Origin of the sequence: Actinoplanes sp. NPDC026623, from assembly GCF_040638275.1 — a bacterium.
Taxonomy (GTDB): Bacteria; Actinomycetota; Actinomycetes; order Mycobacteriales; family Micromonosporaceae; genus Actinoplanes.
Map to the genome: position 1 here is coordinate 13675 of NZ_JBEZXZ010000021.1, position 14397 is coordinate 28071.

Annotated in this window: 17 protein-coding genes; 4 read left to right on the forward strand and 13 right to left on the reverse strand. The window is 72.8% G+C overall.

Annotated features, from left to right (window positions below; genetic code table 11):
* Position 1 precedes the first annotated feature (1 nt).
* The 6 genes from AB0F10_RS09350 to AB0F10_RS09375 form a co-directional block, all read right to left on the reverse strand.
* Positions 2–1363: a DUF58 domain-containing protein gene (locus tag AB0F10_RS09350; RefSeq protein WP_360621787.1), complete on the reverse strand. Its 1362-nt coding sequence runs from the start codon at positions 1361–1363 to the stop codon at positions 2–4.
* Positions 1364–1368: 5 nt separating this feature from the next.
* Positions 1369–2379: a MoxR family ATPase gene (locus AB0F10_RS09355; RefSeq protein WP_360621789.1), complete on the reverse strand. Its 1011-nt coding sequence runs from the start codon at positions 2377–2379 to the stop codon at positions 1369–1371.
* A gap of 12 nt (positions 2380–2391) precedes the next feature.
* Positions 2392–2988, reverse strand: a complete 597-nt coding sequence (locus AB0F10_RS09360) for a hypothetical protein (RefSeq protein WP_360621791.1) — start codon at positions 2986–2988, stop codon at positions 2392–2394.
* 73 nt (positions 2989–3061) lie between these two features.
* Entirely contained in the window at positions 3062–3757 is a 696-nt protein-coding gene (locus AB0F10_RS09365; protein ID WP_360621793.1) for a DUF4129 domain-containing protein, read from the reverse strand.
* Positions 3758–3804: 47 nt separating this feature from the next.
* Entirely contained in the window at positions 3805–4542 is a 738-nt protein-coding gene (locus AB0F10_RS09370) for a uracil-DNA glycosylase (RefSeq protein ID WP_360621795.1), read from the reverse strand.
* Positions 4543–4614: 72 nt separating this feature from the next.
* On the reverse strand, positions 4615–5175 hold the full coding sequence (locus AB0F10_RS09375) for a hypothetical protein (protein ID WP_360621797.1): 561 nt from the start codon (positions 5173–5175) through the stop codon (positions 4615–4617).
* Between the two features lie 535 nt (positions 5176–5710).
* Here AB0F10_RS09375 and AB0F10_RS09380 point away from each other — a divergent pair.
* Positions 5711–5776 (forward strand): hypothetical protein, encoded by a 66-nt coding sequence (locus AB0F10_RS09380; RefSeq protein ID WP_360621895.1) that lies wholly within the window; start codon positions 5711–5713, stop codon positions 5774–5776.
* A 553-nt stretch (positions 5777–6329) separates the two neighbouring features.
* On the opposite strand, the gene AB0F10_RS09385 is transcribed toward AB0F10_RS09380, so the two are convergent.
* Entirely contained in the window at positions 6330–6659 is a 330-nt protein-coding gene (locus AB0F10_RS09385) for a PadR family transcriptional regulator (RefSeq protein ID WP_360621799.1), read from the reverse strand.
* A gap of 74 nt (positions 6660–6733) precedes the next feature.
* Here AB0F10_RS09385 and AB0F10_RS09390 point away from each other — a divergent pair, with 74 nt between their 5' ends.
* Positions 6734–7225 (forward strand): hypothetical protein, encoded by a 492-nt coding sequence (locus tag AB0F10_RS09390; protein WP_360621801.1) that lies wholly within the window; start codon positions 6734–6736, stop codon positions 7223–7225.
* Between the two features lie 19 nt (positions 7226–7244).
* On the opposite strand, the gene AB0F10_RS09395 is transcribed toward AB0F10_RS09390, so the two are convergent.
* From AB0F10_RS09395 to eno, 5 genes are all read right to left on the reverse strand, one after another.
* On the reverse strand, positions 7245–8159 hold the full coding sequence (locus tag AB0F10_RS09395) for a Ppx/GppA phosphatase family protein (protein WP_360621803.1): 915 nt from the start codon (positions 8157–8159) through the stop codon (positions 7245–7247).
* An 8-nt stretch (positions 8160–8167) separates the two neighbouring features.
* Positions 8168–8671 carry an amino-acid N-acetyltransferase gene (locus AB0F10_RS09400; RefSeq protein WP_360621805.1) on the reverse strand — a complete coding sequence of 168 codons (504 nt, stop codon included), beginning with the start codon at positions 8669–8671 and terminating at the stop codon, positions 8168–8170.
* A gap of 11 nt (positions 8672–8682) precedes the next feature.
* Positions 8683–9183, reverse strand: a complete 501-nt coding sequence (locus AB0F10_RS09405) for a DUF501 domain-containing protein (protein ID WP_360621807.1) — start codon at positions 9181–9183, stop codon at positions 8683–8685.
* Positions 9184–9798 (reverse strand): septum formation initiator family protein, encoded by a 615-nt coding sequence (locus AB0F10_RS09410; RefSeq protein ID WP_360621809.1) that lies wholly within the window; start codon positions 9796–9798, stop codon positions 9184–9186. It abuts the gene before it with no gap.
* A gap of 125 nt (positions 9799–9923) precedes the next feature.
* Positions 9924–11207, reverse strand: coding sequence for a phosphopyruvate hydratase (gene eno / locus AB0F10_RS09415; RefSeq protein ID WP_360621811.1), 1284 nt, complete (start codon positions 11205–11207; stop codon positions 9924–9926).
* A 169-nt stretch (positions 11208–11376) separates the two neighbouring features.
* Here eno and AB0F10_RS09420 point away from each other — a divergent pair, with 169 nt between their 5' ends.
* The gene (locus tag AB0F10_RS09420; RefSeq protein ID WP_360621813.1) at positions 11377–11994 is read left to right on the forward strand and encodes a hypothetical protein; all 618 of its coding nucleotides are present in this window, start codon (positions 11377–11379) and stop codon (positions 11992–11994) included.
* 56 nt (positions 11995–12050) lie between these two features.
* Positions 12051–12767 (forward strand): hypothetical protein, encoded by a 717-nt coding sequence (locus AB0F10_RS09425; RefSeq protein WP_360621815.1) that lies wholly within the window; start codon positions 12051–12053, stop codon positions 12765–12767.
* 9 nt (positions 12768–12776) lie between these two features.
* Here the strand turns inward: AB0F10_RS09425 and AB0F10_RS09430 are convergent, their stop codons facing one another.
* The gene (locus tag AB0F10_RS09430) at positions 12777–14393 is read right to left on the reverse strand and encodes a DUF885 domain-containing protein (protein WP_360621817.1); all 1617 of its coding nucleotides are present in this window, start codon (positions 14391–14393) and stop codon (positions 12777–12779) included.
* Between the last annotated feature and the right edge of the window lie 4 nt (positions 14394–14397).

Here is a 14397-nt window from a genome sequence, read left to right on the forward strand (position 1 = left end):
CTCAGCGCCCCCGGGGTGCGGAGGCGAGCCGGGACACGTCGCGCAGCACCAGGTCGAGGCTTCCGGTCCCGGCCCAGGTCACCACGGGTACGCCGTGCTCGCGCAGGCGGCCGAGGACGTTCTCGCGCTCCATCCGCCACAGCCGGGTGGCCAGCGGCGTCAACGGTCCGCGGATCGGCGGCGCGGCGCCGGCCGGGAGCGTGTCGACGGCGACCGTGTAACGCCCCGACTGGGTCAGCCCGGCCAGCATGTCGGCCGAGCGCGGGTCGACGAGCGGGGTCAGCACCACGACGAGCGCGTCCGGCGACACGTGGTGCGCGCCGAAGACGTGCTCGTGCGGGCCCTGGACGCCGCCGGTGTCGGCGCGCACGTCGAGCAGCCACTCGAGCACCGTCAGATATTGCCGCCGGCCGGTCGCCGGCCGCAGCCTGCGGGCGGACGAGCCGTACTCCAGCAGCGACACCCGGTCGCCGCGCTGCAGGTAGTGCTCCGCGATGGCGGCGGCCGCCCGCACGGTCGTGTCGAGCACCGAAGCCCGGCCCTTGACCCCCTCGGACGTGCCGGCCTCGCCGAGCACGTCGAGCAGGAGCAGCACCTCGGCGTCGCGGTCCGAGAGCGTCGAGGCCACGTGCAGGTCGCGGGTGCGCAGCGACACCCGCCAGTCGATGCGGCGCAACCGGTCGCCGGGCGCGAACGGGCGCACCCCCGCGAGCTCGCCGCCCTCGCCGGGGCGCCGCGAACGATGGTTGCCGACCAGGCCGGCCGCCGCGGGCATCGCCTCGGTGGCCGCGAACGGCTCGGTCTCGGGGAAGACGCGCACGCCGCGGGGCGGCGTGACGACCGGCCGGCAGGCGAGCAGGCCGCCGCAGGCCGCGACCCGGGCGGCGGCGGGCCCGACGTCGTGCCGGCCCCAGCGCAGCGCAGCGCCCGGCAGCTCGACGCCGGTCCAGCCGTCCGGGGCGACGGTGATCGCGAACGGCCGGTCGGCGTTCTCCAGCTCCAGCCACGGCGAGGTGCGGGCGCGCACCACGACCAGGTCGTAGGTGATCACGTCGGGGTTCGCAACGGTCAGCCCGGCCGCGACCCGGCCGCCCTCGACCACGTGCTCCTCGTCCGCGTCGATGGTCAGCTCGGGCGCGGAGCGCGGCATCCGGCGCAGGCCGATGGCCGCGCCGACGGCGAACGGCGCCGCGAGCAGCACCAGGTCGACCCGGCCCAGCGCCACACCCAGCACCAGCAGCAGGCCGGTCAGCAGAACCGTGCGGCCGAGCGCCCGGGTGGGCACCCAGGCCGGCGCCGCCCACGCCTCCTCGGCCGCCGCCACCCCGGCGGGTACGGCGGCACGCAGCGGCGGCGGCTCCATGAGCGTCACTGTTCGGCGTACCCGCCCGCGTACGTGGGCAGGGCACCGCTGGCCGGCGCCGGCACCGCCTGCAGCACCTCCTGGACCACGAACGACGGGTCGACGCGGCGCAGCCACATCTCCGGCCGCAGCGTGATCCGGTGTGCGAGCGCGGGCACCGCCACGTCCTTGACGTCCTCGGGCACCACGTAGTCGCGGCCGGCCATGACCGCCCGGGCCCGGGCCAGCAGCAGCAGCGCCAGCGAGCCGCGCGGCGACGAGCCGACCAGCGCCGAGGCGTGCTCGCGGGTCGCGGAGGTCAGCGCCACGATGTAGCGGCCGATCGAGTCCTCGACGGCGACCTGCTCGAGGGCGGCCTGCATGGCCATCAGCCGCCGGGCGTCGACCACGGGCGCGAGCTGCGCGTCCTCCTGGCGGCGGGACATCCGGCGGCGCAGCACCTCCCACTCCTCGTCCCGGGTCGGGTAGCCGAACGAGACCCGCAGCATGAAGCGGTCCAGCTGGGCCTCCGGCAACGGGTACGTGCCCTCATACTCGATCGGGTTGGCGGTGGCCAGGACGTGGAACGGCGGGTCCAGCCGGTAGGTGACGCCCTCGACCGAGACCTGCTTCTCCTGCATGGCCTCGAGCAGGGCGGCCTGTGTCTTCGGCGGCGTCCGGTTGATCTCGTCGGCGAGCAGCATGTTCGTGAAGACCGGGCCGGCGCGGAAGGCGAAGTCGCCCTTGCGCTGGTCGTAGAGGAAGGACCCGGTGACGTCGGCCGGCAGCAGGTCGGGGGTGAACTGCAGCCGCCGGAAGTCGAGCCCGAGCGCCTGCGCGAAACATCGGGCGGTCAGAGTCTTGCCGAGGCCGGGCAGGTCCTCGAGCAGCACGTGACCGCCGGCCAGGATGCCGGCCAGGACCAGCTCGAGGGCGTCCCGCTTGCCGACGACGACGCTGCCGACCGAGTCAAGGACAGCCCCGGCCAGCCTGCCCACCTCGTACGGCGGCAGGGCCTCCACGCTCGCGTCCGTCACCGAACCACCCTCTCAGATTCTCTCTAGTGCATCGACGTAGGTGGCGAGGTCACGGGCCTTCGGCCGGCGCCGGCCCGGCTCGTCCAGGAATACCCACAGCGGCTCACCCAGCAGCTCCCGGGCGCGCCGCGGATCCGACGACCGGGTGATGCCGTGCTTGAGCCGCAGCCGCTCGTCCGTGAGCTCGGCGAGCACGGGCAGGACGTTACGCGAGGACTTCTCCGCGTCGTTCTGCGCCCAGTCCAGCAGCTGCTCCCAGCCGCGTACCGCGGCGCGCAGGGCGTCGGTGCCGGCCCAGCGGTCGCCGCCGCGCTCCGCCCCGCGCGACGCCGCGCGGCGCGGCTGCGACGGCGGGGCCACCTCGGACACCGCGAACATCAGCAGGCGCAGCGCCACGAACGCCGCCACGATCAGCGGGATCGAGACGCTGATGCCCCGCGACCGCAGCCCGGCGACCGTGACCACGGTGGCGACCACGATCAGCGCCACGTTGCGGAAGATCCAGCCGGCCCGCGAGCGCGGCTTCTCGGCGACCTCCCCGGGCTCCTCGGCGACCACCTCGTCGCCGTGGCTCCCGAAGAGCTCCTCGAGCCCACCGTCGTCGCTCATGCCATCGCCTCCGCCGGCGCTCCGGCGATGACATTCGTCGGGGGCTGAGTTGATGATTCGCTCGCAAGCTCGCTCATGAGTGCACCCCCGCGCCGAGGTCGGAGCGCAGGCGTTCCAGGGCGGTGCGGGCCTGCCGGCGCATCTGGTCGTCGACGGTGTGCGTCGCGTAGCGGGCCTGCCGGTAGACGGCCGCGAACGGGGTGAGCACGCCCGCGTCGACCCGCTGCTCGGCGAGCAGCCGGGCGACCAGGTCGGTGGGGCTGTCCCCCGCGTGCCGCGGGGTGCCGGCCGCGGCCGCGGCGTCCTCGAGCCGGACCCAGCAGGCGATCACCGCCCGGCGCGGGTCACGGTCGGTGTCGGAGAGCTCCTGCAGGCCCGCGTCCAGGGCGGCGACCAGGTCCTCCGCGGTCCGCGGCTCCTGGCGCCGGGGGTCGCGGCGACCCTTGCGGCGGCCGCGGCGGCCGGCCTGCTGGCGCAGCACGGCCCAGACGACCAGCCCGAGGATCAGCAGGGCGAGGACCCCGAGCACGATGAGGGCGACCCGGCCGATCCAGTCGGGCAGCTCGCCGCCGGTCGCCGCCTGCGCGGACGGCCGGACGACGGCCTCGCGCGAGGGCGGCAGCAGCGGCGGGGCCTCGTTGACCGGCTCGGCGTCGGGGTTGAAGCGCGCGAGCTGCGGCGCCGAGCGGGTGGCCGCGATCGAGGCGAGAAAGAGCAGCCCGAGGACGGCAGCCAGCGGCCACCAGCGACGCAGTGCGGCGAGGTCCAATTCGAGGCCCTAGGTGTCGATGCTCGATAGTTTCGGCTGACCCCGCATCATGCCAGGCCCGCCCGGCGTTTCGCATCGGCGAAGATCTCGTCGAGCATGACCGGCGTGAGCCGTCCGGTGAACGTGTTCTGCTGCGAGACGTGGTAGCAGCCCAGCAGGTCGGGGGTGCCGGCGACGCTGACCTGCGCGCCGTGCCCGAAGGCGGGCCGCGGCACCGGCGGCCGGCGGCCGTACACGGCGGTCATCGCCGGCCACCAGGCCGCCCACGCGAAGGCGCCGAGCGCGACCACGACCCGCAGCGTGGGCCGAATGAGATCAACCTCACGGTGCAGCCAGGGCGCGCAGGCGTCCCGCTCGGCGGGCAGCGGCTTGTTGTCCGGCGGCGCGCAGCGAACCGCGGCGAAGATCCGGGTGTGCCGCAGGGTCAGGCCGTCGTCGGCAGCGACGCTGGTCGGCTGGTTGGCCAGGCCGGCCCGGTGCAGCGCCGCGAAGAGCACGTCGCCGGAGCGGTCGCCGGTGAAGATGCGGCCGGTGCGGTTGCCGCCGTGCGCGGCCGGCGCCAGCCCGAGGATCGCGATCGGGGCGTCGGCCGGGCCGAAGCCCGGCACCGGGCGGGCCCAGTAGTCCTGGTCTCGGAAGGAGGCCCGCTTGACGACCGCGACCTGCTCACGCCAGGCGACCAGGCGCGGGCACGCGAAGCAGTCGGCGACGCCCGCGTCGACGGCGGGCAGGTCGGCCGCCGCCGCCGCGTGGGCGGCGACCTCCTGTGGGGTACGGCTGAGCACGGGTCAAGCACAGCACCGCACGAAACGGCGGGAGCACCCGGGGTGGATGCTCCCGCCGTCACGGGCGAAACGTCAGGCCTTGGGCCGCAGGCACAGCAGGTAGCCGCCGCTGGCGGTGCTGCTGTAGACGTAGTACTCCTCGTTCTCCTTGAAGTACTTCTCGCACGACTTGCTCTTGGTGTCGGTCTCGCCGTCGACCCGGCCGACCACGGTGTAGGCGGCGTCCTTCGACGTGCAGTCGGCGATCTCGGCCCGGGCGTCGGTCTCCTCGTCGACCTTGACGTCCTTCATGGCCGCGATGCAGTCGCCGACGACCGCGTCTTTCGCCTCGTCGCCGAAGAAGAAGGTCTTGCCGACCAGGAGGATCACGGCGACCAGGAGGCCGCCGCCGATGCGCAGCACGATGCCGCCGACGCCGCTCTTCTTCTTCGGCTCGGCCGGGAAGGCGGCCGGAGTGCCGAAACCCTGCTGGGGCGCGGAGCCGAAGCCCTGCTGCGCCGGGTCGCCGAAGGGCTGGCCCTCAGCCGGCGGCGCCCCGAACGGCTGGCTCGGGACGGGAGCGCCGGCGCCCTGGTTGACGGGCGGCGGGAAGCCATCGCCGGCGGGGGGCGGGGGCGCAACCGGGTTGCTCACAATGGGTCCTTTCGGGGTTCGGCCGAGGGGGTCAGCCGATCGGAGCACAACTTAGCGACTGACCGGCCGCCCCGCGACCCCGTCGCCCCAGGTTCAGCGGGCCGGGGCCGAAGTCGCCGCGACGCTGGCCGAAGGGCCCGGTGTGGGTATGGCCGAAGGGCTGACCCGGGAGCTGCCGGGCGGAGCCGGCACCCGCCCCGGCCCGGGACGCTGCGACGGATCGGCACTCGCGCCGGGATCGGCACTCGCGCCGGGATCGGCACTCGCGCCGGGATCGGCGCTCGCGCTGGGATCGGCCTGCGACGGCATCCGGTACGGCGCCCGGCTCGGGCAGTACGGATAGGTGAGCGTCTGCACCTCGCGGTACTCGCCCGACTCCTCGTAGCAGTACGGGTTGCCGAGGCGCAGCGGCTCGCCGTTCTGGTCGAAGATCCGCGCGTTGGTGATCAGGCGCCCCTGCTCGTCGTACACGAAAAGGTCCTCGATGTTGCCGTAAGGGTTGTCGTAGTTGACGTCGGTGTAGTTCGAGTCGCGGGTGCTGCTGTCGGCGGAGGTGAATCCGCCGAGCGCGACGAGCACGAGGATCACCGAGGCGGCGTAGAGCGACACCCGCGGCCACTTGGTGAGCCGCAGCGAGCGCCGGCCGAGCCAGATCGAGCCGATGACCCCAAGGCCGAGCAGCAGCAGGGCGACGACCTCGCTGCCGCCGATGCGCGGCAGCAGCCCGATCGGCTGGCCGCTGTCGTCGAGCATCCAGGCCAGCACCATCGCGGCGAGATAGCCGCGCAGGACCCACCAGGCCGGCCGGAGCAGCACCAGGAAATCGCTGACCCTGGAATACCCGAGCAGCGGGCCGAGCCGCGCGTCGAGGGCGCCGAGCCGGACCAGCGCCTGGTCGCGAAGCTCGAGCAGTTGATGGGTGCGGCCCGGCGGATCGGGGAAGCCGCCGACGAAGCCGGCGGTGCCGCGCAGGTCGGCGGCGTAGGCCTCCGGGCTGCCGAGCCGCTCGGTGAGCGTGCCGCCGCCGTCGGCGAGCACCTCGGCCAGGTGCTCGGGCAGGTCCTCGAGGAGCTCGTCGCGCAGGGACTCCGGCAGGTCGCCGAGCGCCGCACGGACCGCGAACACGTAGAGATTGATCTCGTCCTGAGTGGTGGTCACGCCGTCTCCCGCTCGCGAAGCAGATCGTTCATCGTGGATGCGAAGCCTTGCCAGATCTTGCCCGAGCGCTGCAACTCGGCCCGGCCGGCGGCGTTGAGCGCGTAGTACTTGCGGTGCGGGCCCTCGTCGCTGGGCACCACATAGGTGGTGAGCAGGCCGGCGTTGAAGAGCCGGCGCAGGGTCCCGTAGACCGAGGCGTCGCCGACGTCGGTCAGGCCCGCGATCCGCAGGCGGCGCAGGATGTCGTAGCCGTAGCCGTCGTCCTCGCGAAGGGCGGCGAGGCAGGCGAGATCCAGCACTCCCTTGAGGAGCTGTGTGGTGTCCACGCGGCGCACACTACTGCGCGATGCGCAGTAGTGTCAAAGACAGAGTAACGTCGATGCCTGCCACAATGATCACCATGGGTAGCGATCTTTCGGGTTTTGTCCTGCGGCCGACCGCGGCCGGCCGGCTCTGGGCCACGAGCGTCGGCGCGATCGTGGTGGAACTCCCCTTCGACCTGGCGCTGATCCCGTTCAGCAACGAGGTTTCCAAGACCATGGGCGCCGGACCCGACCGGTACGGGCAGTTCAGGACCCTGTCGACGACCCTCGCCGAGCACGGCCGCCGGCTCTCGGCCGAGGCGCCGCTGGCGTACGTCGCCGAGGAGAGCTTCGGCGGCCTGGGCTGGCAGGAAGCCGTCGGCTGGCGCGGCGGTGACGTCGCATTCCAGCCGCGGTTCACGTCCGACGACTTCGAGGACGACCGGTTCGAGATCGTCGACGACGTGCACGACCACGCCGTCAACCAGGCGCTGCGGTGGTTCGGCGTCGACCGGGGCGACTCGTTCGACGAATTTCAGGCCGTCGGCTTCGACCAGTGCCGCAGCACGGAGGACTGGTACAAGCGCTGATCCGCCGAATGCGCCCTGGCTAACCGAGCCCGTAGGCGATGCCGTCGAGGATGTCGTGCTCGCTGGCGACCACCGACGCCGCGCCCGCGCGCTCCATGATGACGCGCAGGATGAGCCCGCCCCCGCCGATCACGTCGGCCCGGCCCGGGTGCATCACCGGCAGGGCGAGCCGGTCCGCGACCGTCGAGCCCAGCAGGCCGGTCGTCACCTTCGCCACGTCGTCGTAGGCGATGCGGGCGTGATGGATGCGCGCCGCGTCGTAATCGGGCAGGTGCAGGGCCAGGGCCGCCACCGTCGTGACCGAACCGGCCAGGCCGACAAGCGTCGCCGGGCCGTGGCCCGGCACCGCCAGCAGCGCGGTGTCGACCGCCCTCGTGATGTCCGCCTCCGCCGCGGCGATCTCCGCCGGCGTCGGCGGGTCGCCGTGCAGATGCCGCTCGGTCATCCGGACGCAGCCGATGTCCACCGAGATCGCGTGCTCGACCTCGGCGTCGCCGACCACGAACTCGGTCGAGCCGCCGCCGATGTCCACCACCAGGTAGGGCCCCGGCGCCGCCAGGCCACGCACCGCGCCGGCGAAGGAGAGCCGGGCCTCCTCGTCGCCGGTGATCACCTCCGGGTCGACGCCCAGGGTCGCCCGGACCATCTCCGCGAAGTCCGCCGCGTTCGCCGCGTCCCGGGAGGCCGACGTCGCGCACATGCGGACCCGGCCGACGCCGAGCTCGGCGATCTCCGCCGCGTAGCCGAGCAGCGCCTTGCGGGTGCGCTCGATCGCCTCCGGCGCCAGCCGGCCGGTGCGGTCCACGCCCTCGCCCAGCCGGACGATCTCCATCCGGCGGGCCACATCGGACAGTGCGCCGCCGGGCCCGCCGGGCACGTCCGCGATGAGCAGGCGGATCGAATTGGTCCCGCAGTCGATGGCCGCGACCCGCACTGGTTCTCCTAGAGGTGGAGGAGCATTCTCGTGTTGCCGAGGGTGTTCGGCTTCACCCGCTCGAGATCGAGGAACTCGGCGACACCCTCATCGTACGAGCGCAGCAGCTGCTCGTAGACGCCGTGTGGCACGGGCGCGCCGTCGATCTCGGTGAAGCCGAACGAGCCGAAGAAGCGGGTCTCGAACGTCAGGCAGAAGACCCGGGCGACGCCCAGCCCGCGTGCCACCTCGAGCAACTCCGACACCAGCCGGTGGCCGATCTTGAGGCCCCGGCAGACCGGGTCGACCGCGACCGTGCGGATCTCCGCCAGGTCCTCCCACATCACGTGCAGCGCGCCGCAGCCCACCACCCGGTCGTCGCCCGAGTCCACCGCGACCCAGAACTCCTGCACGGCCTCGTAGAGCGTCACGGTGGCCTTGCTGAGCAGCCGGCGATCCGAGGTATAGGTGTCCACCAGCGCACGGATCGCCCGGACGTCGGACGTCCGCGCTCGGCGGATCTCGACCTGCATGAGAGAGAAGTCTATTCAGCCTGCGGGCGTACGCACGGACCGCCCGTCCACCACGGCTCGACCGCCTCGCGGACCTCGTCGCCGAACGGGTTCACGCCCGGCCCCGCCGCCAGGGCATGACCGAGGTGCACGTGCAGGCACTTCACCCGATCGGGCATGCCGCCCGCGGAGACCTTCCGGATCTCCTCGACGTGCTCCACGTCCTCGCGGCGCCGCAGGTAGTCCTCGTGCGCCTCGGTGTAGCGCTTCGCGAGGTCCGGGTCCGTGGCGAGCCGGTCCTGCATGTCACGCATGACGCCGGCCGACTCCAGCCGGCTGCAGGCGGCCGTGGCGCGCGGGCAGGTGAGGTAGAACAGCGTGGGAAAGGGCGTGCCGTCGTCGAGCCGCGGCGAGGTCTCCACCACGTCCGGGTTGCCGCAGGGGCAGCGGTGCGCGATGGCGCGGGTGCCACGGGGGCTCCGGCCCAGTTGCTGGGCGACGATCTCGAGATCGGTCTCGGAAGGAGTCGTCATCTACTTTCGGGATTCTGCGTTGGCGGCGGCGACGCTGCCCCAGAGCGTGTCGTACCAGCGATCTGGGGCGTCCGACGCCGAGGTCCGGCCCGCGGCACGGTCGGCGCCCTCCTGGTCGTACAGGACGAGCAGCGGGATCTCACCCGGGCGCACGTAGAAGAGCCGGTCCCGGGCCTGGATGCGGACGTACTCGTTGTCTTTCCACTTGTCGACCTCGGCGCTCAGTCCTTTGATCTTCGCCCGCTGCGCGGCCTGATCGGCCTGCATCTGCGCGATCTGCGACTCCTGCGCGAGGTAGACGCGAACCGGGTAGGTGTATGCCAGGGCCAGCGACACCAGCACGACTATCAGGACGGTGGCCCGGCCGGTGAAGGCCCGGGGCCGGGTCGCGACCGTGCGCTTGGTGGCGCCCGTCGCGGCCGCGCGCCGCGCGGCGGCCGGCCGGCTGCCGGAGCGGATGCCTCCGGTGTTGCGGACGGCCTGGGTCCGGCGGGGCTCGATCCGGGTGGCGGCGGTGTCACGGGTGCGGCTCGGCCGGGCGGCCGCACGGCTGCCTGGACGTCCGGTGGACCGTCGCGACGGCCCCTGCCCGCTCAGCCCATGGGAGTTGGGCATGCGGCGCTGCGTCATCCCCTGCCCCTCCCCGGGAGCTCGCCACGACCATGGAGTTGCGGCACCTGCCTGTGGACACTATGCCCACGAAACGCGGCGCCACAACTCCATGATCTATCGACGCAGGGTCACGCGGTGCGGTAACGAGGGAACGCGCCCGCCCCGGCGTACCGCGCGGCGTCGCCCAGCTCCTCCTCGATGCGCAGGAGCTGGTTGTACTTCGCGACGCGGTCGGAACGGGCCGGCGCACCGGTCTTGATCTGCCCGCTGCCGACGGCGACGGCCAGGTCGGAGATCGTGGTGTCCTCGGTCTCACCCGAGCGGTGGCTCATCATCGTCTTGAAGCCGGCCCGGTGCGCCATGTCCACGGCGTCCAGGGTCTCGGTCAGCGAGCCGATCTGGTTGACCTTGACGAGGACCGCGTTCGCGGCGCCCTCGGCGATCCCCCGGCCGATGCGGGTGGGGTTGGTCACGAACAGGTCGTCGCCGACGATCTGAACCTTGCCGCCGATCTGCGAGGTCAGCGCCGTCCAGCCGGCCCAGTCCTCCTCGTCGAGGGGGTCCTCGATGGAGACGATCGGGTACGTCTCGGCCAGCTTGGCGTAGTAGTTGATCATTTCGTCGGTCGACTTCGGCGAGCCCTCGAAGACGTAAGCGCCGTCCTTGTAGAACTCCGTCGCCGCCACGTCCATGGCCAGCACGATGTCGGTGCCGAGGTTGAAGCCGGCGGCCTGCACGGCCTCGGCGATCAGGTCCAGCGCGGCGGCGTTGGTCGGCAGGCTCGGCGCGAAGCCGCCCTCGTCGCCCAGGCCGGTCGAGAGGCCCTTCTTCTTCAGCACGGACTTGAGCGCGTGGTAGACCTCCGCGCCGGTGCGCAGCGCCTCGCGGAAGCTCGGCGCGCCGATCGGGGCGATCATGAACTCCTGCACGTCGACGTTCGAGTCGGCGTGAGCGCCACCGTTGAGGATGTTCATCATCGGCACCGGGAGCACGTGCGCGTTCGGTCCGCCGACGTAGCGGAACAGCGGCAGCTCGGCGGAGAGCGCGGCGGCCTTGGCGACCGCGAGGGACACGCCGAGGATGGCGTTGGCGCCCAGCTCCGACTTGTCGGCGCTGCCGTCGATGGCGAGCATCTTCTCGTCGATCAGGCGCTGCTCACTGGCCTCGTAGCCGAGCAGCTCGTCGGCGATCCTGTCCTCGACGTTGCTGACCGCCTTCTCGACGCCCTTGCCGAGGTAGCGACCCTTGTCGCCGTCCCGCAGCTCGACGGCCTCGAAGGCGCCGGTGGAGGCGCCGGACGGCACCGCGGCGCGTCCGATCGTGCCGTCGTCCAGGCCCACCTCGACCTCGACGGTCGGGTTGCCCCGTGAGTCGAGAATCTCCCGGGCGACGATCGCTTCAATGGTGGCCATGTGTCGTGTCGCTCCTCATGCTCGTATGGATAGATTCCAGACCGCGACCCTGCGGCCCACCACGGGCTAGAGCGTATCGACTCGGGGTGGCGACCGTGGCGGCGGCCGGTGAACTTCAGCCGCCACATGTCTCAGACCGGCCCCGGAACTGCCGATCTCGGGAGTCGCCATGACCACACTCCCGCTCCTGCCAGATGCCGGCTCGTACGTCGAAATGACCGCCGCGGACGAGCAGGTCACCCGTGTCCGCGTCCTCGACTCCGAGCACGAGCGCCTCATCCTGTCCGTACCCCGGTCGGCCGTACCCCGCGTGGGTTCGAGGGTCGCCCTGCGCTGGTCGGCCGCGCCCCGGGGCCGGTACGCCCTGGGCTGCACGGTGCTCGAGGTCGACGACAACCGGATCGAGGTGGAGGCCCGGGGTGAGCCCGCCGTCGAGCAGCACCGGCACTTCGTCCGCGGTGGCGGCGGCGAGCAGGTGCTCATGCGCCGCCCCGGATTCCCGGAGGCGACCGGCTGGATCCGCGACATCAGCGAGCACAGCATGCGGGGCCACTTCGCCGGCGCCGAGGTGCAGGACGGCGACGATCTGCGGCTCTGGATCCAGCTCGGCAGCGAGGTGGTCGAGGTGGCCGCCGTCGCGACCAAGGTCGCGGCCCTGCCGCAGCGGGTGCCGCCGGGCCCGCTGTCGGTGGAGATGATCGCCGTCTTCGAAACGGACGAGACCCAGGCCCGGGTGATCCGTCGCTACGTGATGCGCCAGCAGCTGCTGTGCCGCACCCGCGCGTAGGTCCGGCCCTGAATACCGGTTTGCGCGCGGTTGCGGCCATCGGCAAAGGTGGGGACGTGTTTCTCTTCCGCCGAGGCCTGGTCGCGGCCGCGCTCGTGCTGTGCGCCGCCGTCGCGGGCTGTTCGGATCTGGACGAGCCGGGCCAGGGCCTGGCCCGCAACGACCTGGTGTCGGATCTGGCTACGCAGATGTCCGACGCGGCCGGGCTGACCTACGAGGCGAGCTATCAGCTGTCCGGCGGCGAGACGGCGACGGTCGCCCAGGCGCAGCAACCCACCCGCTCGGCGTACGTGTATCCGGGCGGCAAGGTGACCGTGACGTCGGACGCGACGACCCGGTGCAGCACCCGGACCAAGGCGACGACGTGCACGATGACGGCGCCGGCGACGCCGACGAGCCCGCCACCGGCCAAGGTGTTCGAGGGCGCGGACGGCGCCGGCATGGTGCTGCCGTCGACCGTGCTGGCCCTGCTCAACGCGGCCGTACTGGACAACGACGTCGAAGTGGCGCAGCACGACACGACCATCGCGGGACGGCACGCCACGTGCGTACAGCTCACCGGGGTGGACGGCGCGGCGACCCGGGACTTCACCACCTGCATCACCAACGAGGGCGCGCTCGGCAGCTTCAACGGAATCCTGAACTCCCTCCGGGTGGACGTGGCGATGACCCACTACGCGGAGAGCGTCCCGGAGGAGATATTCGAGGTGCCGAAGGCGGCGAAGCTGGTGGACCGCCGCCGGCATCCGGACGGCGAACAGCCCGCGGCCTAGAGCGTCCCGCTAGACGCCGAGCAGCGTGCGCAGGTGGCGCGGCGGCGGGGAGCCGTGCGCCAGCATGGCGTCGTGCCACGCCTTCGGCGTGGCGCCGAACGGGCGGGCCGCCGCGATCGCCGACACCTCGGTGTAGCCCACGAAGTAGGTGGAGAGCTCGGTCGAGGTGAGCAGCGCCCGCTTCCACTTGCCGGCGGCCTCGCCGACCTCCTGGAAGCCCCGGCCGGTCATCATCGCCATGGCCTCCTGCTCGGTGAGGCCCTCGCAGTGCGTCAACTGGTCGATGACCGCGTTGAGCGACATCCGGAGCTGCATCTTGAGCTGCTGCAGGCGCACCGGCGGGCCGCCGAAGCCCAGGCCGGCCATCAGCTCCTCGGCGTAGACCGCCCATCCCTCCACGAACGGGCCGGAGAAGCCCAGCGCCCGCGCCCGGGTGCCGGCGCGGAACCGGCGGGAGTGCGCCAGCTGCAGGAAGTGGCCCGGCATCGCCTCGTGGACCGTCAGGTTGCGCATCATGTGATCGTTGTATTCGCGGTAGAACGACTCCACGCGCTCCTCCGGCCAGTCGGCCGGCGTCGGCGCGATGCAGTAGAACGTCGGCACGTCCGCCGTCTCCAGCGGGCCCGGCGGGTCGCAGTAGGCCACCGCGACGCCGCGGGCGAACTCCGGCATCTCCTCGATGATGCAGGGGTCGTCGATCAGCGTCATCAGGTCGTGCTCGCGGACGAACTCCGTCGCCTCGGCCATCGTCACCTTGGCCAGGTCGACGATCGTCTCGTCGGTCGGATGCCGCTCGGCGAGGGTGTCCAGTGCCCGGCGCACCGTCTCGTCGGTCGGCGGGCCGCCGACCAGCTCGGCGGCGGCCTCGCGGAGCCGCTCGCCGACCTCGTCGAGATTGCGCTCGGCCCGGGCCAGGACCTCGGCGGCCGGCAGCTCGGTGTCGAGCGTGTGCCAGAGCCGGGCCTCCCACAGCGGCCGGCCCAGCCGCGGATCGCGGCCGGGATCGCCGCTCTCCAGGCCGGCCCTGAGCCAGCGGTCGAACTCGGACAGCGCGTCCAGCGCGGCGGCCGCCGCGGGCTCGACCGCGCCGCGCAGGTCCGGCGCGCCGGCCAGCAGGCCGGGCAGCTCGTCGCGGATCAGGGCGGCCGTGCCGGCGAACTGGCCGACGGCGACCTCGGCGTGCAGCCGCGGCACGTCGCGCAGGACCGCGCGGGCGGTGGCGAGCGCGTCGGGGATGGCGGCCAGCCGGCCGCCGAGGCTCCTGAGCCGCTCCTCGGCCGGGGCGAACGGCCGGGCCAGCAGCATGTGCAGCAGCGGGCCGGGATTGTGCTCGAGCGGGTTCCACTCGTGCTCGCGGACGTCGCCGAGCTCGAACATGCCGCGCTCGACCACCGCGGACAGGATGGCGTGGTCGACCCTGTCCTGCTCGCCGAAGTCGTCGGGGTCGATGCCCGACAGCGCGTCGGCGGCATCGCGCAGCATGGCGACCCGGCCGGCGACCGCGCCGGGCGACAGGTCGGGCAGGACGGCGTCGAAGCGGTGATCACCGGCGTAGGACGCCAGCACCGGATCGGATTCCAGGATGGCGTCGACGATGTGCTCCGCGAGCGGCACGAACTCCGGCATGGAG